Source organism: Pseudomonas sp. Snoq117.2, from assembly GCF_900110545.1.
Taxonomy (GTDB): Bacteria; Pseudomonadota; Gammaproteobacteria; order Pseudomonadales; family Pseudomonadaceae; genus Chryseomonas; species Chryseomonas benzopyrenica.
This window is the reverse complement of sequence record NZ_FOED01000001.1, coordinates 292,993-315,815: the sequence shown is the minus strand read 5'-3', so window position 1 is coordinate 315,815 and position 22,823 is coordinate 292,993. Positions and strand designations below refer to the sequence as shown.

20 protein-coding genes and 1 pseudogene are annotated in these 22,823 nt (G+C 65.8%); 12 read left to right on the top strand and 9 right to left on the bottom strand.

Annotated elements, in window-relative coordinates; all coding sequences use genetic code 11:
• The first annotated feature begins 65 nt into the window (after positions 1-65).
• Complete coding sequence (locus tag BMZ43_RS01600) at positions 66-2,741, top strand: glycoside hydrolase family 5 protein (RefSeq protein WP_093249271.1); 2,676 nt, start codon at positions 66-68, stop codon at positions 2,739-2,741.
• A 224-nt stretch (positions 2,742-2,965) separates the two neighbouring features.
• The gene (locus tag BMZ43_RS01595) at positions 2,966-3,154 is read left to right on the top strand and encodes a hypothetical protein (RefSeq protein ID WP_093249267.1); all 189 of its coding nucleotides are present in this window, start codon (positions 2,966-2,968) and stop codon (positions 3,152-3,154) included.
• A 13-nt stretch (positions 3,155-3,167) separates the two neighbouring features.
• On the opposite strand, the gene BMZ43_RS01590 is transcribed toward BMZ43_RS01595, so the two are convergent.
• The 4 genes from BMZ43_RS01590 to BMZ43_RS01575 form a co-directional block, all read right to left on the bottom strand.
• On the bottom strand, positions 3,168-3,509 hold the full coding sequence (locus BMZ43_RS01590; RefSeq protein ID WP_007162786.1) for an FKBP-type peptidyl-prolyl cis-trans isomerase: 342 nt from the start codon (positions 3,507-3,509) through the stop codon (positions 3,168-3,170).
• 59 nt (positions 3,510-3,568) lie between these two features.
• Entirely contained in the window at positions 3,569-4,429 is an 861-nt protein-coding gene (locus BMZ43_RS01585; protein WP_093249264.1) for a pirin family protein, read from the bottom strand.
• Between the two features lie 77 nt (positions 4,430-4,506).
• Entirely contained in the window at positions 4,507-5,592 is a 1,086-nt protein-coding gene (locus BMZ43_RS01580; protein ID WP_068384840.1) for a sigma-54 interaction domain-containing protein, read from the bottom strand.
• 10 nt (positions 5,593-5,602) lie between these two features.
• Positions 5,603-6,769 (bottom strand): acyl-CoA dehydrogenase family protein, encoded by a 1,167-nt coding sequence (locus tag BMZ43_RS01575; RefSeq protein ID WP_093249261.1) that lies wholly within the window; start codon positions 6,767-6,769, stop codon positions 5,603-5,605.
• Positions 6,770-6,980: 211 nt separating this feature from the next.
• Here BMZ43_RS01575 and BMZ43_RS27145 point away from each other — a divergent pair.
• A pseudogene (locus tag BMZ43_RS27145) lies at positions 6,981-7,757 on the top strand (PAS domain-containing protein); the annotation flags it as partial.
• A 108-nt stretch (positions 7,758-7,865) separates the two neighbouring features.
• Positions 7,866-8,297, top strand: a complete 432-nt coding sequence (locus BMZ43_RS27140) for a methyl-accepting chemotaxis protein (RefSeq protein WP_371099722.1) — start codon at positions 7,866-7,868, stop codon at positions 8,295-8,297.
• A gap of 67 nt (positions 8,298-8,364) precedes the next feature.
• Here BMZ43_RS27140 and BMZ43_RS01565 read toward each other — a convergent pair whose 3' ends face one another.
• On the bottom strand, positions 8,365-9,609 hold the full coding sequence (locus BMZ43_RS01565) for an acyl-CoA dehydrogenase family protein (protein WP_068384850.1): 1,245 nt from the start codon (positions 9,607-9,609) through the stop codon (positions 8,365-8,367).
• 186 nt (positions 9,610-9,795) lie between these two features.
• Between BMZ43_RS01565 and BMZ43_RS01560 the strand changes: the two genes are divergently transcribed.
• From BMZ43_RS01560 to BMZ43_RS01550, 3 genes are all read left to right on the top strand, one after another.
• Positions 9,796-10,800, top strand: a complete 1,005-nt coding sequence (locus tag BMZ43_RS01560; protein ID WP_068384855.1) for a ribonuclease Z — start codon at positions 9,796-9,798, stop codon at positions 10,798-10,800.
• Between the two features lie 102 nt (positions 10,801-10,902).
• Positions 10,903-12,024: a YncE family protein gene (locus BMZ43_RS01555; RefSeq protein ID WP_017642743.1), complete on the top strand. Its 1,122-nt coding sequence runs from the start codon at positions 10,903-10,905 to the stop codon at positions 12,022-12,024.
• A gap of 104 nt (positions 12,025-12,128) precedes the next feature.
• On the top strand, positions 12,129-12,599 hold the full coding sequence (locus BMZ43_RS01550) for an MEKHLA domain-containing protein (RefSeq protein WP_017642744.1): 471 nt from the start codon (positions 12,129-12,131) through the stop codon (positions 12,597-12,599).
• Between the two features lie 340 nt (positions 12,600-12,939).
• On the opposite strand, the gene BMZ43_RS01545 is transcribed toward BMZ43_RS01550, so the two are convergent.
• The 4 genes from BMZ43_RS01545 to BMZ43_RS01530 form a co-directional block, all read right to left on the bottom strand.
• Positions 12,940-13,608 carry a LutC/YkgG family protein gene (locus BMZ43_RS01545; protein WP_017642745.1) on the bottom strand — a complete coding sequence of 223 codons (669 nt, stop codon included), beginning with the start codon at positions 13,606-13,608 and terminating at the stop codon, positions 12,940-12,942.
• Positions 13,605-15,050, bottom strand: a complete 1,446-nt coding sequence (locus BMZ43_RS01540; protein WP_085984321.1) for a LutB/LldF family L-lactate oxidation iron-sulfur protein — start codon at positions 15,048-15,050, stop codon at positions 13,605-13,607. The genes BMZ43_RS01545 and BMZ43_RS01540 overlap by 4 nt, the downstream gene beginning before the upstream one ends.
• Positions 15,051-15,055: 5 nt before the next feature.
• On the bottom strand, positions 15,056-15,880 hold the full coding sequence (locus BMZ43_RS01535) for a (Fe-S)-binding protein (protein ID WP_093249257.1): 825 nt from the start codon (positions 15,878-15,880) through the stop codon (positions 15,056-15,058).
• 73 nt (positions 15,881-15,953) lie between these two features.
• Positions 15,954-17,648, bottom strand: coding sequence for a lactate permease LctP family transporter (locus BMZ43_RS01530; RefSeq protein WP_093249253.1), 1,695 nt, complete (start codon positions 17,646-17,648; stop codon positions 15,954-15,956).
• Positions 17,649-17,869: 221 nt separating this feature from the next.
• Between BMZ43_RS01530 and BMZ43_RS01525 the strand changes: the two genes are divergently transcribed.
• From BMZ43_RS01525 to BMZ43_RS01505, 5 genes are all read left to right on the top strand, one after another.
• Entirely contained in the window at positions 17,870-18,637 is a 768-nt protein-coding gene (locus BMZ43_RS01525) for an FCD domain-containing protein (RefSeq protein ID WP_064307183.1), read from the top strand.
• Positions 18,638-18,923: 286 nt separating this feature from the next.
• Positions 18,924-19,952 (top strand): methyl-accepting chemotaxis protein, encoded by a 1,029-nt coding sequence (locus tag BMZ43_RS27065; protein WP_371913853.1) that lies wholly within the window; start codon positions 18,924-18,926, stop codon positions 19,950-19,952.
• 11 nt (positions 19,953-19,963) lie between these two features.
• Entirely contained in the window at positions 19,964-20,335 is a 372-nt protein-coding gene (locus BMZ43_RS01515; protein WP_007162125.1) for a response regulator, read from the top strand.
• Between the two features lie 18 nt (positions 20,336-20,353).
• Positions 20,354-20,659: an STAS domain-containing protein gene (locus BMZ43_RS01510; protein ID WP_068384874.1), complete on the top strand. Its 306-nt coding sequence runs from the start codon at positions 20,354-20,356 to the stop codon at positions 20,657-20,659.
• The gene (locus tag BMZ43_RS01505) at positions 20,656-22,821 is read left to right on the top strand and encodes a chemotaxis protein CheA (RefSeq protein WP_093249242.1); all 2,166 of its coding nucleotides are present in this window, start codon (positions 20,656-20,658) and stop codon (positions 22,819-22,821) included. The genes BMZ43_RS01510 and BMZ43_RS01505 overlap by 4 nt, the downstream gene beginning before the upstream one ends.
• Positions 22,822-22,823 lie beyond the last annotated feature (2 nt).

The following is a 22,823-nucleotide window of genomic DNA, read 5'->3' as shown; positions in this document are numbered from 1 at the left end:
ACTCTTCTCTCACTTCATATCGGCCAGTGTTCAGGGAGCGGGCTGTCGATTTAGCGCAGTTGGTGATGATGAATCCATCCTTCCTGAAGTTTTCCCGCAGAGCAGCCCAGGTGCTGCCCTTCGTTGCCGCCCTGACCCTGGCTAGCGGTGCCAAGGCCGAGCAGGTCAATCTGGTCGGCCTGAACCTGTCCGGGGCCGGTTTCGCTGGCCAGGTACTGCCGGGCGTCAACGGTACGAATTACATCTTTCCCGTCGAGGCCTACTTCAAGCAGTGGAGTGGCAAGGGCATCAAGCTGATCCGCTTCCCGATCATCTGGGAGCGCCTGCAACCGGTACTGGGCGGTCCGCTGGCCCCGACCTATGCGGCACTGGTGGACCAGACCTTCGCCAATGCGCAGAAATACGGCATGCGCATCATCCTCGACCTGCACAACTACACCTTCTATCGCGGATCGGTGATTGGCAGCGCGGCGGTTCCCTATGACCGCTACCAGGAGATCATGACCCGGATCGCCCAGCGCTGGAGCAGTCAGCCCTCGCTGTACGCCTACGACATCATGAACGAGCCCCACGACTCCATGGCCCAGTGGCCGATCGCCGCCCAGTACGGCATCAACGGGGTCCGCGCGGTCGACAAGACCAAGCCGATCATGATCGAGGGCAACGGTTGGTCGGAAGCGACCCGCTGGCCGCTGTGGAACGACTCCCTGCTGGCGCTCAAGGATCCTTCCGACAACCTGATCTTCCAGGCGCACTCCTATTTCGACGAGAGCGCCGGTGGCAACTACACCGGGATCGATGTCGGCAAGCTGAGCCAGGATTACGGCGTGGAGCGTGTTCGGCCGTTCGTCGAGTGGCTGAAGAAGAACAGGAAGAAGGGCATGATCGGTGAGTTCGGCGTGCCGGATAACGATCCCCGTTGGCTGCCGTTGATGGACCGGATGCTGGCCTATCTCAAGCAGAACTGCATTCCCGCCACCTACTGGGCCGCCGGCCCGGGCTGGGGCAACTATTTCCTGTCGGTGGAGCCGATCAATGGCGTCGACCGGCCGCAGTGGCCGACCCTGCGTAAGTACATCGATGACAGCAGCTGCACCGCCATCGGTCCCTTCGCCAGCAGTACTGGCAGCACCCCGGCCAGCGGCACCGGGGCCACGGGTGGCGGCACTGGTGCCACCGGCGGCAGCGGTGGTTCCAGCAGCGGCAATACCGGTTCGAGCAGCGGTGGCAGCTCGGGCGCGGCTCCCGCCACGGGCGGCGGCAATACCGGAGGCTCTACCACGACCGGGGTGACCACCGCGATCAACGATTTCACCAACGAAGACTGGCTGCATGGCGTCTATCGCAAGGCCGCCGGCTTCTCCATTCCGGCCTCGGCCGCCAATGTGGGCGCCTTCAAGGTAGGCGCGCAGATCACGCCGGCCGATGGCAAGAGCTACAAGGTGACCTATGCCCAGGTCGTCGGCAGCAACATGAGCGTCTTCATCGAGAGCCCGCAGCTCGATGGCAACGCCTACGGCTATCCCAAGACCCTGAAGACCGGTACCACCACCTCTAGCACGCCGGCGACGGTGCCGGGTACCACGACGGGCTCTACGGGCAGCACCGGCAGCACCAGTTCGGGCAGCAACTCGGGCAGTGCGACGCCGGCCGTGACGACGCCAGTGGCCGAGGTGAAGCCTGCGGCCGGCAGCGGCAGCACGGGCTCCTCGGGTGCCACCACGCCCGCCACCGGTTCGACGGCCACACCCACGGGATCGACCGGCACACCCGCCAACAGCGCCAAGCTCAATCTGGTGGGGCTGAACTTCTCGGGTGCCGCCTTCGCGCCCCAGAGCCTGCCGGGGGTGCTCAACGTCAACTACATCATGCCGGGCGAGGCGCATTTCCAGCAGTGGAGCGCCAAGGGCGTACGGCTGATCCGCTTCCCGGTGATCTGGGAACGTCTGCAGACGCGCTTCTTCGGGAGCCTTGAAGGGGCGTACACCCAGCAGGTCACCCAGGTGCTGGAGCTGGCCAAGAAGTACAACATGAAGGTGATCTTGGCGCTGGACAACGGCGGCCGCTACAAGGGCACCCTGATCGGCACCGGTACCGTCACCAACTTCAACTACTGGGATCTGATGTACCGTCTGGCCTACCAGTGGGGCAACCATGCCGCGCTCTATGGCTATGACATCATGGGCGAGCCCAATGGCGCCGACAGCAGCTGGCCGGTGACGGCGCAGTCCGGCATCGACGGGGTGCGCACCATGGACCGCACTCACCCGGTGATCGTCCAGGGCAATGCCTGGGGTAGCGCGGCCAACTGGCCGAGCGCGAGCAATGCCTTGCTCAATCTGAAGGATCCGGCCAACAACATCATTTACGCGGCGAACGTCTACCTCGATGAGGACGGCAGTGGCACCTACGCCGCGCAGAACATGAACAACTTCGATCCGCAGGTGGGGGTCAATCGCGTCAAGCCCTTCGTAGAATGGCTCAAGCGCAATGGCAAGCGCGGCATGATCGCCGAGTTCGGCGTACCGGCTGGCGACAGCCGCTGGCTGACGGCTACCGACAATCTGCTGGCCTACCTGCAGCAGAACTGCATGCCGCTGACGTACTGGGCGGCGGGTCCGGGCTGGGGAACTGCCGCGCTGGCGGTGGAGCCGGTCAATGGCGTGGAGCGGCCGCAGTGGCCGACCCTGAAGAAGTACGTCGATGCCAGCAACAGCTGCACGGCGGTAGGCCCGCGCTAGGTTTCGCTGCGGCTGTCCTGAAGGCGGCGAACCTCCCGGGGTTCGTCGCCTTTTTTCTTGACCGCTCGGTGAGGAAAGACCCGCCTTTCACGCCTGACCAGGACGCATTCGCGAGACGAAACGGCTCTGTAGCGGCGGTTTGAGGGACGACGAACGGCTATAGCTTGACTTGTCAGGGCACGGTTAGAGTCCATTTGACACCCCAAGCACAAGGAGTAGGTGCCATGACGCAAACCACCCAGGAGCGGCTGCAGACTCTCGAAGAGCAGATCCGCAGTCATCGACAGGACCTTGCCCGGAGCCGACAGAGCTTTCAGGAGCAATTCGTCATCTACACCCGCCAGTTCGCCCGGCTGAGCGTGCTCGAAGCCCAGCTCGAGTTGGTGCGCCGCAATACCAAGACGCCGGGCTAGAGTCGGCCAGCCCTCAATCGTCTCGCGTCAGGACTTCCAGCAATTCGATTTCAAAGGTTAGGTTGGCATGTGGCTTGATCAGCGCACCAACCTGGCGTTCGCCATAGGCGAGCGCCGCCGGTACCTCAAGGCGCCGCTTGCCGCCGACCCGCATGCCCATCAGGCCCTGATCCCAGCCCTTGATCACCCGCCCGGTGCCGATGACGCACTGGAAGGGTCGTCCCTTGGCGCGGGAGGAATCGAACAGAGTGCCGTCGTCCAGCCAGCCCTCGTAGTGGGTGGTGATCAGGGCGCCCTTGACCACCGCCTTGCCGTCGCCCACCACCAGATCCTCGATCCGTAATTCGTCACTCATCGCCATGCTCCAGGCAAAAGCCGGATTCTAGCCTGGGCGCGGCGTCCTGGCGGGGCGACTCACTCCGGTACGTCACCGAACAGGCCGGCCTGGTAGTCGCGGATCGCCTGACGGATCTCCTCGGCGCTGTTCATCACGAAGGGGCCGTGGGCGACGATGGGCTCGGCGAAGGGCGCCGCATGGCCATAGAGCAGCACGGCGCCGTCGCGACTGCCGATGTCGAGGTGGTCGCCGTCATCGGCGAATTCGAACAGCTGCCACGGCGCTTCGTCCTGGCCGGCGATCTGCACGGTGCCGCGCACGCCATAGCAGAACACCGAGTTGCCGGCCGGGGCAGGCAGGGTGACGCGGCCACCCGGGGCGATCTCGACGGTCATCAGGGTGATGGGGGTCGGGGTGGCCACGGCACCCTGGATACCCTCATGACTGCCCGATGCCAGGTGCAGGCGTACCCGGCCGCTATCGGCCTCGATCAGGGGCAGGTCCGCGGCGGAAACGCCGTGGTAGGCCGGCGGGGTGAACTTGAGGCGGGCGGGGAGATTGACCCACAGCTGGAGGATCTCCAGGTCGCCGCCGTCGCGCTTGAAGGCGGCGGGCGACAGCTCGGCATGCACCAGGCCGCTGCCCGCGGTCATCCATTGGATGCCCCCGGCTTCGATGACGCTCTCATGGCCGCCGCTGTCGCGGTGGGCGAGCGAACCGGAGAGGATGAAGGTCACCGTCTCGAAGCCGCGATGGGGATGAGGACCAAAGGGCAGACCGGCATTGTGCGGCGGATAGACCTGGGGACCGTGGTGGTTGAGAAAGAGAAAGGGGTCCAGATGGGGCAGGCCGGGGCCGGGTAGCGGCCGCCGGGTCTGGAGGTCGCCGATGTCGTCACGCCGGGCGGGATGGCGGTGCAGCAGGGTACGGGCGGTCATGCGGAGGCCTCGCGGAACAAAACCCCAGTGTAAGGCGCTCCATGGCCTGTCGGTACCCCGCCGGGTATGGCCACCCTTCAGATGGAGAAGCGGACCTCGCGTTCCGGCCGGGGCGCGAGCGGCCGACGGTGATTGACCACCAGTTCGCCGATACGTATCAGGTGGGCACGGGTGACGTTGCGGCTCAGCCCCAGCAGGCGGGCGGTATGGACCTGGTTGCGATGGCAGAAGCGATAAGCGGCGCGGACCAGGGCATCTTCGACGCGCTCGTGCAGGGCCTCAGGTTGCTCTTCGAACAACTGGGCGAAGGCGTCGGTCAGGAGGCTGTCCACCGGCGCCGCCTCGGTCGGGCGCGGCGCCGCCGGGACCAGGCTGGGACGCTGGACGAACGACAGGTCACCGGCATCCAGCAGGCCCTGGGGCTTGAGCAGCAGGACGTGCTGCAGGGTGTTTTCCAGTTCGCGGATATTGCCCGGCCAGGGGTGCTCCAGCAGACGTCGCTCCGCCGCCGGGGTCAGGGCGACCGGCGCCTGGGCATAGGCGTGGAGGAAGTGCCGGGCCAGCGGCAGGATATCGCCCTGGCGCTGGCGCAGCGGCAACAGCGGCAGGCTGACCACATTGAGGCGGTACCAGAGGTCTTCGCGAAAGGTGCCTTCGGCCACCGCCCGCTCCAGCGGGACGTTGGTGGCGGCGATGATCCGCACGTTCAGCGGCACGCTGCGGCGAGAGCCGAGTCGCACCACCTCGCGCTCCTGCAGGACGCGCAGCAGCTTCACCTGTACCGACAGCGGCAGGTCGCCGATCTCGTCGAGAAACAGGGTGCCGCCGTTGGCCTCCTCGAACCAGCCGGCGCGCGCGGTCAGGGCGCCGGTGAAGGCGCCCTTTTCATGACCGAACAACTCCGCCTCGACCAGGCTCTCGGCGAAGGCGCCGCAGTTGACGGCGACGAAGGGGCCGGCATGGCGGTGACTCAGCGCATGGATATGCCGGGCGATCAGTTCCTTGCCGGTACCGGTTTCGCCGATCACCAGCACACTGGCGTCGCTCGGGGCGATCTTTTCCAGGTGGGCGAGCAGGTCGCGCGACTTGGGATCGGCGAACACCTGGGCCGTTGCCCGGTAGCGGGGCACCTCGGGTGTGCGCGTCAGGGTCAGCAGGGTCATCGCGGGCTCCTCAGGAGTAGAAACTGGGGGTGGGCAGGGTGTCGTTGAGGGCCCAGTCGCCCAGCTCGTGCAGCTTGTAATCGACCGGATCGTGCAGGGTCTGGGTGCGCAGGTTGCGCCAGTAGCGATCCAGGCGCAGGGCACCGGCGGTGGCGCGGGCCCCGCCGACCTCGAACAGGCGGCTGGCGATATCGAGGCCGTGACGACTGGCGGCGACCTTGGCCGTGGCGATGGCGATGGCCAGTTCGCCCCGTGCCGCGGCGGTCAGCGCCGTGCCCTGCTGCCAGGCCTGGGCGAAGGCGCCGTTGGCGCGCTCCACCAGCAGTCGGCTGCTCTCCAGGGCCACCCAGAATTCTCCGTAGTGGCGCAGGATGTAGGGGTCTTCGCTGGCGCTGGCGGCGGGTGACTTGAACCAGGGACGCGCCTGGGTGGTGGTGTAGCGGCGCGCCTCGGCGAAGGCGCCCTCGGCCAGGCCGAGGAAGATGTTGGCGAAGATCAGCTGGGCCAGCAGCGGGCGCAGGCAGGCGAAGGGGGTGCTCAGCGGACCGGGATCGAGCAGCCATTCCTGCTGTTCGACCCGTACCCCGTCGAAGCGCGCGCTGCCGCTGTCGGTCTGGCGCTGGCCGTTGTTGTCCCAGTCGTCGAACAGCTGGATGCCGGCACGGCCGGTGGGTACCACGGCGATCAGCAGGCGTCCGCTGTCATCGTTTTCCAGCGCGGAAAGCAGCAACAGATCCGAATCCAGGGCGCCACTGCAAAAGCTCTTCTGGCCATCCACTTGCCAGGCATCGCCGCTGCGGCGGGCGAGGGTACGGCGATCCAGGGGATTGAGGGCATTGCCCCAGAACAGGCCATTGCGCGCGGTGCCCTCCAGCCAGGGTCGCCATTGCGCGGGCTGGCCGAACAGCTGGGCGGTGGCCAGCAGCAGGTGATGGAAGCCGAAGACGTGGGCCAGGGAGCTGTCGACCCGGGCCATTCGCCGCACCGCCTCCAGCGTCCGATCCCAGGAGGCGCCGAGGCCGCCCAGTTCCGTGGGAATGCTCAGGGCCAGGAGGCCGCTCTGGCGCAAGGCATTGCGCTCGGCCTTGGGCGTGCCGCCCTGACGATCGCGTTCCGCCGCGGTGGCGGCGAAGCGCTCCAGCAGGGGAGTGAGGGGGTCCAGCAGGGAATCGGACATGGAAGACTCTTGCGGTGGAGAGAGCAGACAGGCGTTAGAACGTAATGCCGGCCAAACCCTGAGTTGAAATATTTTTTTGTTATTAGTTAATGGCCCGCCGCCATCCATCTTTCATTCCGGACGTCTGGTCATTGTCCTGCTGTCGGCATTAAAGGCCTGACTAATCCCGGTCGATACAGCGGTAACTTAATCTCCCAAGCAGGGGCGTGTCATGTTCAACAAAGGCCTAAAACAAGAACTGCAGCGCCTCCGCGAGCAGGTGGACTCCTTCAAGCGGCTGAAGGCCGAGCTCGACGTGGAAATGCTGGGCTTGGAATTGGATGGCCGCGGGTGTATCTCCGCGGTGAACGCCAACTTCGAAAAGGAGATGGGCGTGCGCGCTGCGGATTTGCTGGGACGCCCCCTGGCGGACCTCATTCCGGCGCACGTCCGCAACCAGGAATACAGCCGCCGACTGCAGCAGGCCCTGAGCCGCGGTGAGCCCTACAGCGGTGCCCTGCATCTTTTGCGTGGCGACGGTCAGGAAGCCTGGTTGCGCGGCATCCTGCACCCCTTCCATGACAGCCAGGGCCAGGTGACGCGCTTCCGACTGTTCTGCAACAACCTGACGCGAACCATCGAGACCTCGCGCGAGCACGAAAGCCTGCTCAAGGCCCTGCGTCGCTCCACGGCGGTCATCGAGTTCAACCTCGACGGCGAGGTGCTCGATGCCAATGACCGATTCCTGCAGGCCATGGGTTATTCCCTGGCGCAGATCAAGGGCAAGCACCACCGGCTGTTCTGCGAGCCAGCCGAGGCCAACTCCGACGCCTATGGGCAGTTCTGGGCGCGCCTGCGTCGCGGCGAATTCGTCGTGGATCGCTTCAAGCGGCTGGATGCCCACGGTCGCGATGTCTGGCTGGAAGCCTCCTACAACCCGGTGATCGATGCCCATGATCGCCTGTACAAGGTGGTCAAGTTCGCCACCGTGATCACCGATCAGGTTCACCAGGAGCAAGCGGTGTCCGAAGCCGCCAGCGTGGCCTTCGAGACCTCCCGGCATACCGATGACACCGCCCGTAAAGGCGCGGCAGTGGCGCAGCAGACGGTGGACGTCATGCGTGCCCTGGCTACCCAGATGCAGGAGGCGGTGAAGGGCATCGAGGCGCTGGACAATCAGTCCCAGGTGATCGGCACCATTATCAAGACCATCAGCGGCATCGCCGAGCAGACCAACCTGCTGGCACTCAACGCGGCCATCGAAGCGGCCCGGGCCGGCGAGCAGGGCCGCGGCTTCGCCGTGGTGGCCGACGAGGTCCGGCAACTGGCCTCGCGCACCAGCAAGGCGACCGAGGAGATCGTCGGGGTGGTGCAACAGAACCAGCAACTGGCCGGCGAAGCGGTGACGGTGATCGAGAATGGCCGGCGCCAGGCCGAGCAGGGCCTGGAACTGGCCGGGCAGGCCGGGCAGGTGATCGTGGAGATCCAGGACGGCGCCCAGCGGGTGGTCGGGGCCGTGGGACGGTTCGCCCGCCAGCTGTCGAACTGATCTAGCGCGCTGAATGCACAACGGCAACCTTGGGGTTGCCGTTGTGCATTCAGGTGGTCACTCGACGTCAGCCCTGCTTGCTGCCGCCGCCGATCTGCCAGACGAAGGGCGGTTCGCTGCCCTCGATCTCCCAGGCGCCGACGATGCGCTCCTTGTAGATCAGTGGATTGTGCGAGGCGGCCGTGCGGGTGTTGCGCCAATGGCGATCGAGTCCCTTGCGGGTGCTGGTGGCCGAGGCGCCCAGGGCATTGAACAGATCGCTGGTGGCGCGCAGCACCAGTTCGGCGACCGCCGATTGCGCCTGGGCCGATTCCAGTTCCGCCGCCACGTTGGCGTCGTGCTCGGCGGCAGGGTCCCCGGCATAGCGGGCCTCGAAGGCGGCCTGGGCCGCAACGGCGGCTGCCAGGGTCGCCGCCTCGGCGGCATAGACGAAGGCCGAGGCTTTGCCGACCACCTGCTGTACCTGGGGGTCGGCACTGGCCGCGCTGGCATTGCCGTGGCTGTATACCCGTGCACGACCGCGCACTTCACCGGCGAATTCGCGCACGGCCGCCTGGCCGCTGCCGGTGATCACCGCCAGCAGCACCAACTGGTAGAAGGCGGTCTGGTACTTGAAGCGGGTAGCGAAGTCGATGAGGTTGTCGGGTTCCACGACGACATCTTCGAACACCGAGGTGCCGCTGGCCGTGGTGCGCTGGCCGAAGCCGTCCCAGTCGTCGGACTGACGCACGCCTGGTTGGTCGGTGCGAATGGCGGCGATGACGTCCCCGCCGGTGTCGTCACGCTGGGCGTAGACGTCGATCCAGTCGGCGAACAGGCTGCCGGTGCTGTAGTACTTGGTGCCGTTGAGACGCCACTCGCCGTCCTTACGGCTGACCCGGGTGATGACCTCGCCAAGCTTGACCGTGCCGATCTCGGTCCAGGCATTGCCCACCAGGTCACCGGCGACGAAGCGCTCGAACCAGATCTGCTGGGAGGCACTGGCGTGGGCGTTGAGGCGATCCTCGACAAAGGCGAAATGGCCGCGCAGGGCCTGGGGCAAATTGCTGTCGGCAGCCGCCAGCTCGATCAGCAGTTGGACCAGCTGCGGCAGGCTGGCGCCGGCGCCACCGAATGCCACGGGCACCCGCACGGCACCGAAGCCGGCCTCCTTGAGCCAGGCGATGGGGGCATAGGGCAGGTTGCGGTTGCGTTCGCGCTCCAGGGCACCCTCGGCGATGCGGGTAAAGATCGGGCGGAAGCGCGCAGCCAGTTGTTCGTAGTCCGGGCTTTCCGTGCGGGCAGGCGGCAGGTGGCGAATGGGCAGATTCATGGTGGTCCTCGGCGGATGTAGGGGCGACGCCAGAGGCTTTGCAAGAGCGTTGCCAGGGCGAAAAAGCCCGCGTTCTCGGGGTTTGCCGGGCCTGGCCTGCCTGGCCGGCAGCAGGAGTGCCCGGCCGCTGTTGCCCGGGCGACAGCGGGGCAGCCACGCTAGACTGGTCTTTTGCCTGGAGCCTCCATGGACCTCTTGTTTCTCGGCACCTCGGCCGGGGTGCCAACCCGGCGGCGCAATGTCTCGGCCCTTGCCCTGATCGAGGACCAGGGCAAGGGCTGGTTTCTCGTCGATTGTGGCGAGGCCACCCAGCACCAGCTGCTGCGCACGCCGCTGTCGGCGGCGGACCTGCGCGCCATCTGCATCACCCATGTGCACGGCGACCACTGCTATGGCCTGCCGGGGCTGCTGGCCAGCGCCGCCATGACCGGACGCAGCCAGCCGCTGGTGCTGATCGCGCCCCAGGCGGTACAGGACTGGCTGGCCGCTACCCAGGCCCTGACCGCGCTGCACCTGCCCTTCGAGTTGCAGTTCCATGCCCTGGAAGGTTTCACCGGGCTTGCCGTGGGCGCCTGGGATATCGACGCCTTCGCGCTTTCCCATCGGGTGCCCAGCCACGCCTTTCGCTTCCGCGAGACCCGCCGACCGCAACGGCTGGATCCGGCAGCCCTGGCGGCTGCCCAGGTACCGCGCGGCCCACTCTGGGGAAGATTGCATGGAGGCGAGGATGTGCCGCACGAGGGCCGGTTGCTGCGCAGCGCCGACTTCCTGCAGGCGGCCCATGGGGAGCGGCGGCTGGTGGTGGCGGGGGACAATGACGATCCTGCGCTGCTGGCGGAGGCCTGCCGGGGCGCTCAGGTGCTGGTCCATGAAGCCACCTACGCCCAGGCGCAGATCGACAAGACCGGGCAGAGCTGGGGCCACAGCAGTGCGGCCGGGGTCGCTCGCTTTGCCGAGGCGCAGGGGCTACCCGCCTTGCTGCTCACCCATTTCAGTCCGCGCTACCAGGCCGCTGTGGGGCGTTCGCCCTCCATCGAGGAGCTGCGCCAGGAGGCGGCGGCTTGCTATAGCGGCGACCTGCACCTAGCGGAGGATTTCTCGCGCTTTCGCCTGGATCGTCAGGGACGACTGAAAACCCTGGGCCAGAGCGGAGGGGCAGGGGATGACGACCCGTATCAGGTGAGAGGCTGAAATTTTTCGGCCTTGTCTGACCTGTTCTCCTTGGGCATAGTGCGAACGTTTATCATTTCAGGATTGTCCTGATCTCTCGTACCTCGTCCCTAGGAGAAGCAAATGGCGGTGTCTTTCAACAAGGTCTCGACGCTGGGCGCCATGGCGCTACTGTCCCTGGCAGTGGCCGCCTGTTCCAATCGCCCGGAGGCACCGACGCCACCGCCACCCGCGCCGGCTCCCGTGGCCGCGCAACCGGCCCCGCCCCAGGCGCCCGCTGAACTCAAGCGCATCGAGCTGGGTTACGGCGTCTATGAACTGGCCTACAGTCCGGCCAAGCAGTCGGTCTATGCTGCGACCGCCCAACTGACCAAGGGCGTCACCGGCGGGGTGATCTATCAGCTGGACCCGGCGACCCTGGCCATCACCGGGCAGATCCACACCGATCTGAAGAATTTCGCCCTGACCACCGACGCCAGTGGTGAGACGCTGTTCGTCACCAACTCCTTGGATGGTGGTCTGAGCCGCATCGACCTGCGCACCGGCAAGGTGGAGAAGCGCCTGAAATTCAACGAGATGGGCCGCGACGGCCATCCGGTCAATCCGCGCCAGGTCATCCTGCATGACGGTCTGCTGTATGTCGGCGGCGTTGGCGATCCGGGCGTGATCTGGGTGGTGGACGCCAAGACCCTGACCCTCAAGGCGCGCATTCCCAATGCCGGCAAGTGGGTGACCGGCCTGCTGTACTCCGAGGATACCGGGCGTCTCTATGCGGCCAATGGCAGCGGGGAAGTGCTGGTGATCAATCCGCGTACCCGCAAGATCGAGCACCGCTGGACCCCGGGCGATGGCGGCAAGTACCTGCTGCTGAATCTGGCCGAGGATCGCGCGAACCACCAGTTGTTCGTTACCGACAATTCCGAAGCCAAGACCGTGCTGGTCTTCGATATCCGCAGCGGCAAGGTGATCAAGCGTCTGCCGGTGGGCGATGCCCTGGCCATCAAGCTCAATACCACGCGTAACGAGCTGTACATCACTCAGCGCGAGACCGGTCGGCTGCTGATCTTGGACGCCACCACCTACGCCGAGAAGAAGGCCTACGACCTCAAGCCCAATCCCAACAGCCTGCTGGTGAGTCCGGATGGCCAGACGCTGTATGCGACGGTGAAGACGCCCTTCGACAAGGAATACATGAACACCGCGCCGGAAAGCGTGGTGCGCATCGACCTGACCGCGGTGAAGTAAACCGCGCCTGCGGGCTGCCGTGGCGTCCTGCCGCGGTGGCCCTGGGCTTCCCAAGCCCGTCGGGTTGCTCTTGAATGGTGATCCCTCGCCAAGGAGCTACCGGTTTGTCCGCTACCGATCTCAGTTTGCTTCCACTGCTGGACGCCTCCTACCACCACTGGCTCGGCCAACCGCTGCCGCGGCCTGCCGGCCTGTCTCAGGCCGACATTCTGACGTGGCTGCACGAAAGGGCGCCCTATGCCCTGCTGGCCCACGGCATCGAACAGGATCCGCTGTTCTGCTATACCAACTACCAGGCCTTGTGCTGCTTCGGCTATCCCCGCGCCGAGTTTCTCGGCATGCCGTCGCGCTTCAGCGCCTCGCCCAAGGACCGGGACGAGCGTCAGCGCCTGATGGAGGCGGTGGGGCGCCAGGGCTATGCCAGTGGCTATGAGGGCTGGCGGGTCGATCGAGACGGTGAGGCCTTCCAGATCCATGCCGGCGTGGTTTGGAATCTGCTCGATGTCGACGGACAGCGGTTAGGGCAGGCGGCGTTGTTCTGGCCGGATCCGCAGCGGGTTGGTCAGCTGGAGTGAGAGGGAGATCGTTGGGCTTCGCTGCGCTCAACCCAACCTACGATGACTCTTTGGCCATAATGCTTGTAGGTTGGATTGAGACGGCTCCATCGTCGAAGCCCAACAGGATCCGCACTAAGCTAGGCTCTGTTGGGCTTCGCTAACGCTCAACCCAACCTACGGTGTTCCTTTTGCAGCGAGGACCGTAGGTTGGGCTGAGACAGCTTCATCGTCGAAGCCCAACAGGGTATGCATCGAGGCTGGGCTCTGTCGGGCTTCGCTGCGCTCAACCCAACCTACGCGGTGAGCTGGACCGCGCCCTCTCCCTTGGGGAGAGGGCTGGGGTAAGGGGGCAAAACCCTCACTCGTTCTCGACGATCAGCACCACCAGGTCCTTGGGCCCATGGGCGCCATAGGCGAGCACCTGCTCGATGTCGGCGGTCTTGGATGGTCCGGAGATCAGGAGGGCGTTGGTCGGCATGCCATCCTGCCAGCGGTGTTGTTGCTGCAACTCATAGAAGTTGTCGACCACGGTGCTGGCCCTGAGCAGGGCGATGTGCAACGGCGGCACCAGGCTCATCAGCCGCGGTTCCTGGCGATCCGGCCAGAGCACCAGGCTGCCGGTGGAGGCCAGGGCGCCGAGGGTGCCGGTGAGGCTCGCCGGGGTGTCGTTGAACAGTTCGGCCTTCCACTCTTCCACGGGGCGGTCATAGGCCTTCCAGCGCGGCTGGTCTTGGTCCTGCCAGCGCTCCACCAGGCGCGCGCCATGCGGCGTGCCGGGGGCGATCAACAGCTGATCCAGACCTCGTTCGGCGAGGACGCGCTCCACCTGCGCCGGCCAGTCCGCCGTGGTGGTCAGGTGCGTCTCGGTATGCACCATTTCCATCAGGGTCCGCAGACGGGCGACGCGCTCCGTGGGTGGGTAGCGCCAGGGCTCGGTCACCAGGGCTTCGTCGAAGTTGTCGGCCAGGGGCTGGGTACCCTGCAGACTGCCACGCAGCTTGGCGAGGATGTTGTCGCGGGCGCTCATGGGCGGTTCTCCAGGTGTTCGCGGGCCAGTTCGTGGAGCGAGCGCTTCGCTGGCTTGGGCGCGCTGTGGTGCTCGGTCCAGGGCCCGAGTTGGCCCGGGGTGAAGCGGCCGAAGCGGGTGGCCAGGTAGCTGAAGCCGCGATAGAGCAGCGGCGAGGTGAAGAGGCTCTGCCAGGCATGCCAGGTCCAGCGCTCGCGGGCGGAAAACTTGCTGCCCTGGCCGCGCAGAAGCTGCGGCTCTGCCGCGGGCGCCTTGACGTTTTCCTCGCGCAGTCGGCGCAGCAGGGCGGGAATCGGGATCTTCACCGGGCAGACTTCACCACAGGCGCCGCACAACGACGAGGCGCTGGGATGATCGGGCGCCCGTTCCAGGCCGACCAGATGCGGGGTGATGATGGCGCCGATGGGGCCGGGATAGACCTCGCCATAGGCGTGGCCGCCGATGCGGGTATAGACCGGGCAGTGGTTCATGCAGGCGCCGCAGCGGATGCAGTTGAGGGTCTGGCGCAATTCGCTGTCGGCGAAGGCCTGGCTGCGGCCGTTGTCCAGCAGCACCAGGTGCACCTCGCGCGGCCCGTCCAATTCCTCGGCCTTGCGCGGCCCGGAGATCATGTTGACGTAGGTGGTGATGGGCTGACCCAGCGCCGAGCGGGTCAGCAGCGACAGCAGAGGCACCACGTCTCTGAGGTTTTCCACCACCTTCTCGATGCCGGTCACGGCGATATGTACGGGCGGCACCGTGGTCGACATTCGCCCGTTGCCCTCGTTTTCCACCAGCAACAGGGTGCCGGTCTCGGCCACGGCGAAGTTGACCCCGGAGATGCCGATGTCGGCCTCGAAGAATTTTTGCCGCAACACCCGCCGGCCGGTCTGGATGAGTTCATCGACGTCGGTGGTGTAGGGCTCGGCCAGGTGCTCGTGGAAGAGGGTGCCCACCTGCTGCCGGTTGAGGTGGATGGCCGGCATGATGATGTGTGACGGCTTCTCGCCGGCGAGCTGGATGATGTACTCGCCCATGTCCGACTCCAGGCAGTCGATGCCCTGGGCGCCGAGGACGTGGTTCATGTCCATCTCTTCGCTGACCATGGACTTGCCCTTGATCAGCAGTTTGGCCGCATGGCGCTCGGCGATCCCCTGGACGATGACGTTGGCCTCGGCGGTGGTCTCGGCCCAGTGCACCTGGACGCCATTGCGTCTGAGATTGGCTTCCAGCCGCTCCAGCAGATCCGGCAGCTTGGACAGCGCCCGGGCCCGGATGCGATTGCCCAACTCGCGCAGGCGCTCGCGCTCGTCGGCGTCGCTCATGCTGGCCAGCCGCTTGGTCATCAGCGAATCCATGGCCGTGCGGAAGTTGCGTCTGAGCTGGTCGTCGCCCAGGGCCTGACGCGCACGCGTCTTGAAGGGCGGCGCCTCGCTGATGTCGGTAAGGGGAATCTTCAGCATCTCGTTCACGCTGCACCTCCGATACGGCGCCAGAGAAAGCTCGCCAGGTGTTCGCCACGCAAGGCGGCGCGTTGCTTTTCCAAGGAGCCGTTGATGTTCATCAGGCATCCGCAGTCGGCGGTGAGCACCTGGGCGGCACCGCTGTCCTGCAGGGCGCGGGTCTTGTCCGCCACCATGGCGCCGGAGATGTCCGGCATGCGTACCGAGAAGGTGCCGCCAAAACCGCAGCATTCGCTCTCGTGATCATGGTCGACGCGCTCCACGGCCGCCAACTGGCTGAGCAGGGCGCGGCCGTGCAGGTGGGTCTGCATCTCGCGCCGAGCGCTGCAGGAGGTGTGCAGGGCTACCTTGGTCGGGGCGCCGTGGTCCTGGTAGTCGACCTGGCAGACATTGAGCAGAAATTCCGCCAGTTCGTAGGTGCGTTCGGCCAGGTCGAGCGCCTGGCGCAAGGTCTCCGGCTCGTCGGCGAACAGCTCGGCATAATGATGGCGTAGCATGCCGGCGCAGGAGCCGGAGGGCACCACCACCGGCCAGGGTTCGGCGAACAGCGCCAACTGGGCGCGGGCCACGGCACGGGCTTCCTCGGTGTAGCCCGAGGTGTAGGCCGGCTGGCCGCAGCAACTCTGCGCCTGGGGAAAATGCACGCGGATGCCCTCGCGCTCCAGCAGGCGAATGCTGTCCAGGCCGGCTTCGGGATAGAAGAGGTCGACCACGCAGGTGCCGAACAGATAAACCTGGGTCGGTTTCTGCTGTGGATAGGTCCGTGGCGGCGCCAGGGGCGGCGCGGTACGGGTGGCGTTGGGGGCGGCGTTGTAGAAAAGATCGTTCATCAGGCGTCACTCCGGGTTAGCCCGGTAATAAGAGGACCGGCGACGGCCTGAGCCGCCGCCGGGAACCGCGCGATCAGTGCACCAGCATCCCGGTGAACACATAGGCCTGCGCCAGGGTGATGAAGCCGACCAGGACGGCGAAGCCGATACTGTGGCGCACGGTGAAGCGGAACAGGTCGGACTCCTTGCCCACCATCCCGGTGGCAGCGCAAGCCACGGCGATGGACTGCGGCGAGATCATCTTGCCGGTCACGCCGCCGGAGCTGTTGGCGGCCACCAGCAGGGTGTCGGAAACGCCGATCTGGTGCGCGGTGGTCGCCTGCAGCGAGCCGAACAGGGCGTTGGAGGAGGTATCCGAGCCGGTCAGGAACACCCCCAGCCAGCCCAACAGCGGCGAGAAGAAGGGGAACAGCGCGCCGGTGCCGGCCAGCAACAGGGCGAGGGTGGTGGACATGCCCGAATAGTTGACGACGAAGGCAAAGGCCAGCACCAGCCCGATGGACAGGATCGGCTTGCGCAGTTCCACCAGGGTTTCCTTGAACACACCCAGGGCGGTCGATGGCTTGATGCGGAAGATGGCCATGGAGATCAGGGCGGAAATCAGGATGGCCGTGCCCGAGGCCGACAGCAGGTCGAGCTTGTAGACCGCCGGCATGGGCGTCGGGGTGGCCACGATCGGCAGTGTCTTGATCACCAGCTTGTCCAGATAGGGCACTGGGACGTTGATCACCAGGGCATAGAGAGCGCCGCCGGTGGCGAACAGTGCCTTGAAGGCCTTGGTGGTCCAGAGGGTGACGATCACGGTCAGGATCAGGAAGGGTGACCAGGCCTTGATCACGGTGCCCAGCGAATGCTCCGGTGGCAGGCGACCGCCTTGGCCGAAGCCTGCACCACCGCCTAGCGCAGCTGCGCCGCCGCCGCTCACCACAGTGTTGGCACCGGCAGTGGCCTGCTGCGGTTGGCTCAGCTTGAGGTAGCCGGTGAGGGCGATCATGGCAGCCAGAGACGAGGTGATGTCAGGCAGTTCTGGGCCGAGGAAGTTGGAGGTCAGGTACTGGACCACCGCGAAGGTGCCACCGCAGATCAGCGCCGGTTTCCAGGTTTCCCGCAGGCCACGCATGCCATCCATCATGAACATCAGCCACAGCGGTATCAGCAACGCCAACAGTGGCAGCTGGCGACCGGTCATGGCGCCGATCTTGAAGGCGTCGATGCCGGTCACCTGACCGGCGACGATGGTCGGGATGCCCAGGGCGCCAAAGGCCACCGGCGCGGTGTTGGCGATCAGGCAGAGCCCGGCCGCCTTCAGCGGATTGTGGCCCAGGCCCACCAGCAGCGCAGCGGTGATGGCCACCGGCGCGCCGAAACCGGCCGCACCCTCCAGGAAGGCGCCGAAGCAGAAGCCGATCAGCAGCACCTGCAGGCGTTGATCGTCGGTGATCGACAGCACCGAGCTGCGGATGATGTCGAACTGGCCGCACTTGACCGTCAACTTGTAGAGGAACACCGCTGTCACGATGATCCAGGCGATGGGCCAGAGACCATAGAGAAAACCGTAGCCGGCCGATGCCAGCGCCTTGTCCACCGGCATGCGATAGACGAACAGGGCGATGAGCAGGGCGATCGCCAGGGTGATGGCGCCCGCCACATGGCCCTTGAGTCTCAGACCGGCGAGGGCAACGAAGAAGAACAGAATGGGCAAGGCGGCGACGAAGGCCGAAAGGCCCAGGCTGCCAAGGGGGAGATAGATCTGTTGCCAGGTTTCCATCGGGTGCTCCTTGATTGTTTTTGTAGGGAGGCGGCAGGACGGGGTTGCACAAGATCGCGACCTGTGGCAAAAATTGGTAAGACCAATTTACAAGTGCGACTTCACGCACGTTAAGCGGGGTCTTTGCCTCTGTCAAACCCCTTGATGTGCGACTTTCGTCGGCCCATCCCTTCCACCCGGCGGACGGCCGCTGCTGTCTGCGGCATTTTTCGAGGTTTTTCATGGGGTTCGAACCGGTCAAGCAACGTCGTCTGTCGGACGACATCGTCAAGAATCTCGAGGCGCTGATCGCCGAGGGTTCCCTGCGACCTGGCGAGCGCCTACCAGCCGAGCGGGTGCTGGCCGAGCGCTTCGGGGTGTCGCGACCGTCCCTGCGTGAGGCCATCCAGAAACTGGTAGCGCGGGGACTGCTGCTCAGCCGCCAGGGCGGCGGTACCTATGTCACCGAGGCGCTCAACAGTGCCTTCACCGATCCGCTGCTGCCGCTGTTGGAAAGCCGCGAGGAAACCCGGCGCGACCTGCTGGAATTTCGCCATACCCTGGAAAGCGCCTGCGCCTACTACGCTGCGCAACGGGCCACCGAGCCTGATCTGGCGCGACTGACCCTAGCCTGGGAACGACTGGAAGACTGCTATCGGCGGCGCGAGACCCTGGCTCGGGAGGAGGAGGGTGAGGCCGATGCGGCTTTTCACCTGGCCATCGCCGAGGCCAGCCACAACGCCGTCTACCTGCACAGCATTCGCAGCCTGTTCGAACTGCTGCGGCATCACATGGTGACCAATATCGGCGGCATGCAGGCCCAGCGTGGCGAAACCCGCGAGCGCTTGCTGGAACAGCACCGGACGCTCTACCAAGCCATTGTCGCGGGTGAAGCCGAACGCGCGCGCGAGGCAGCGAGCCTGCATCTGGGCTATGTACGAGAGGTGCTGGAAGAGGCGGGAGCCATGGCAGGCCGTCTAGCACGGGCCAAACGGCGCGACGAACTCTGAAAAAAGCTGGCGGAAAAACTAGTAGTGGCACTAAGCTACTACAATAAGTTATCCGTCCGTGGCTAAAGTTTAGCGTTCCAGAGCTGATAACCCGGTCACACCTTCCCGCCTTCGCTGGCGTCTAGACCGGTATCTTCCTGTGGAACACGCCCCTTCCTCGCCTTCGCTCGTCGACTCTACCTTCACCCCTGCATTGCTGGGTGCCTGCGGCACCGGCGCGATCCTGTACGCGGGCGGTGTCACTGCGACCACCCTGGCCCTGAGCGCCACCCAGGTGGTCCTGGCCATGGGCCTGGGCTTCTGGCAGCTGCGTCGCGCTCAGGCACGGCAGGTCGAGCAGTCTGCCGGTCAGGCCATCCACCAGAGCCCGGTCAGCGGCCGGGACGAAGCTCTCGAAGCCCTCTGTGTAGCCGTGCTGCCAGTGTGGTCCGAGCAGATCGAAGCCGCGCGCGTCCATACCGAGCAGGAAATCGTCAGTCTGACCAGTCGCTTCGCCGAGCTGGCGGACCGTATCCACAGTGTCGCTGGCAACGATCACGGCAGTGGCGATCGCCTGGTCAGCTTGATGGCCAGCAGCCAGAACCAGTTGGACGGCATCCTGCAATCGCTGCGTGAGGCGCTGTCGAGCAAGGGGGCGTTGCTCACCGAGGTCAACGGCTTGGCCGGCCTGACCGAGCAACTCAAGAGCATGGCCAAGGACGTCGGCGACGTGGCCCGCCAGACCAACCTGCTGGCCCTCAACGCCGCCATCGAAGCCGCGCGTGCCGGTGAAGCCGGGCGCGGTTTCGCCGTGGTCGCCGACGAGGTCCGCAAGCTGTCCACGTTGTCCGGCGACACTGGGCAGAAGATCGGCGAAACCGTGGAAACGGTGAATGGCGCCATCGCCCGCACCCTGGAGCTGTCGCAACTCCACGCCGAGCGCGACACCGGCACCCTTAACCAGTCCGGCGAGACCATCGAACAGGTCATCGGTAGCTTTGGCGGCACCACCCGCGACGTGGTCGAGCGCAGCGATGCCCTGGCCGACAACGCCGCGGCCGTGGGCGGCGCCATCGCCGAGGTGCTGGTCGCCCTGCAGTTCCAGGATCGCGTCAGCCAGATGCTCGGCCACATCCGCGACGACCAGGCCCGCCTCGAGCGCCTGGTGATCGAGCGTCGCGCCCTGGCCGCCAGCGGCCAGCCGCTGCCGCCCCTCGACACCAAGGGCTGGCTCGCCGAGCTGGCCCGTACCTACACCATGGCCGAGCAGGTCGCCGTGCACCACGGCAAGCGACCGGCCGCCGCCGCTGCCGAATCCGATATCACCTTCTTCTAAGGAAAGCTGCCATGAGCAACAAGACCATTCTGATCGTCGACGACTCCATCTCCATCCGCCAGGTGGTGTCCATGACGCTGAAAAGCGCGGGCTACGACGTCATCGAGGGCTGTGACGGTCGCGATGCCCTGACCAAGCTGGACGGTCGCAAGGTGCACCTGATCATCAGCGACGTGAACATGCCCAACATGGACGGCATCACCTTCGTCACCGCGGCCAAGAAGCTGCCCGCGTACAAGTTCACTCCGGTGATCATGCTCACCACCGAATCCGATGCCGCCAAGAAGGCCGCCGGTCAGGCCGCTGGGGCCAAGGCCTGGATGGTCAAGCCGTTCCAGCCCGCACAGATGCTGGCAGCGGTTTCCAAGCTGATCATGCCCTGATAGCCCCGGAGGCTACCCATGAACGACGTCATTCGTACCCGGTTACCCTTCTCCGGGCCGCTGACCATCTACACCGCGGCGGACAGCAAGCCGCTGCTGATGGAGCCCCTGGCCGCCGGGGGCACCGTGGCGTTGGAGCTGGCCGAGGTCGATGAATTCGATTCGGCCGGGCTGCAGTTGCTGCTGCTGGCCCACCGGGAGGCGCAACGGTTGGGGGGTAGTCTCGAGCTGGTCGATCCCAGCCCCGCCGTCACCGAATTGCTGGAGCTGGCAGGTCTCGCCGACTTCTTTACCGCGGCTACCGCGGAAGGTGTTGCCGCATGAACATGGACGAGATCCTCAAGACGTTCATCGCCGAGAGCGAGGAGCTGTTGCAGCAGATGGAGGCCGCCCTGCTGCAGATCGAGCAGGCGCCGGATGACGCCGAGCTGATCAACGCCATCTTTCGCGCCGCCCATACCATCAAGGGTTCGGCGGGGCTGTTCGGCCTGGACCATGTGGTGGCCTTCACCCATGTCGCCGAAAGCGTGCTCGATCGCATCCGCAGTGGTGAAATGGCGTTCGACGAGACGCTGTCGGCACTGTTCCTGGAGGTTTGCGATCACCTCAATGGCCTGATTGCCCGGGTGTCGTCCGGCAGCGAGCCGGAGGCCGACTTCCAGGCCGTGGGCGCCGCTCTGGTGCAGCGCCTGGAGCATTATCTGCAGCCGAGCGCCCAGGCGGCCCAGCCGACCGCCGTGGCGCGCGCCCTGGTGACACCGGTGGATGGCGTGGCCGCCGGCCACTGGCATTTGTCGCTGCGCTTCGGCCCGGACATGCTGCGCAATGGCATGGATCCGCTGGCCTTCGTGCGCTACCTCAATACCTTCGGCCGCATCGTCAACATCGTTACCCTGTTCGATGCCATTCCGACCGCCGCCGAGATGGATCCGGAAACCTGCTACCTGGGCTTCGAGGTCGCGTTCGACAGCGATGCCGACAAGGAAACCATCGAGGCGGCCTTCGAATTCGTCCGCGAAGACAGCCAGATCCGCATCCTGCCGCCGCACAGCCGCAGCAGCGACTATTGCCAACTGATCGACGACCTGCCCGAGGAAGACCTGCGCCTGGGCGAAATCCTGGTGCGCTGCGGCACCCTGACCGCCACCGAGCTGGACGAGGTGCTGCGCCGCCAGGCCGATCCGGCGGTGCCGCGCAAGCCCATCGGCGAGGTCTTGGTCGAGGCCCAACTGGTCAATCCGCCGGTGGTGGACGCGGCCCTGAACAAGCAGCGCAAGATCAAGGAACAGCGGGCGCCAGCCAGCGAAGGCCAACTGATCCGTATCGACGCCACCAAGCTCGACCAGCTCATCGACCTCATTGGCGAACTCATCATCGCCGGTGCCGGCACCCAGCTGATCGCTCAGCAGAGCGGCCTGACCACCCTGGTGGAATCCACCGGGGTGCTGTCGCGCCTGGTCGAGGAGGTGCGGGATACCGCCCTGACCCTGCGCATGGTGCAGATCGGCACCACCTTTAACCGCTTCCAGCGCGTGGTGCGCGACGTCTCCAAGGAAATCGGCAAGGACATCGCCCTGCGCATCAGCGGCGGCGATACCGAGCTGGACAAGACCGTGGTGGAAAAGATCGGCGATCCGCTGACCCACCTGATTCGCAACGCCATGGACCATGGCATCGAATCCGCCGAATTGCGCCTGGCCCGCGGCAAGCCGGCCCAGGGCACCGTGGGCCTCAACGCCTATCACGAGTCGAGCAGCATCGTCATCGAAGTCACCGATGACGGTGGCGGTCTGTCGCGCGAGCGCATCCTGCGCAAGGCGACCGAGCGCGGCCTGATCAGCGAAGGCCAGGTGCTGGGCGACAAGGAGGTGTTCAACCTGATCTTCGAGCCGGGTTTCTCCACCGCCGAGCAGATCAGCAACCTGTCGGGTCGCGGCGTCGGCATGGACGTGGTGAAAAAGAACATCACCGCCCTGCGCGGCAGCGTCGACCTCACCAGCGAGGAGGGCCGGGGCACCACGGTAACGATCCGCCTGCCGCTGACCCTGGCGATCATCGACGGCTTCCTCATCGGCGTTGGCAAGGCCGCCTACGTGGTGCCCCTGGAAGCGGTGGAGGAGTGCATCGAATTGACCGAGGCGGCCAGCGTCCAGGCCAGCGGCAACGACTATCTCGACCTGCGCGGCGAGGTGCTGCCGGTGCTGCGCCTGCGCCAGCTGTTCGCCATCGAGGAAGCGCCGCCGCGGCGCCAGAACGTGGTGGTGGTGCGCTACGCCGGCCAGCGCGCCGGTCTGGTGGTCGATCAGCTGCTCGGTGAATTCCAGACCGTGATCAAGCCTCTCGGTCCGTTGTTCGACCACAACCGCAGCCTGGGCGGCTTCACCATCCTCGGCAGCGGCGCCGTGGCGCTGATCCTCAGCGTGCCCGGGTTGATCGGCGAGGCTTCGTCCACCACAGTCTCCGCCCACGCCGCCGTACCGGCCTGAGC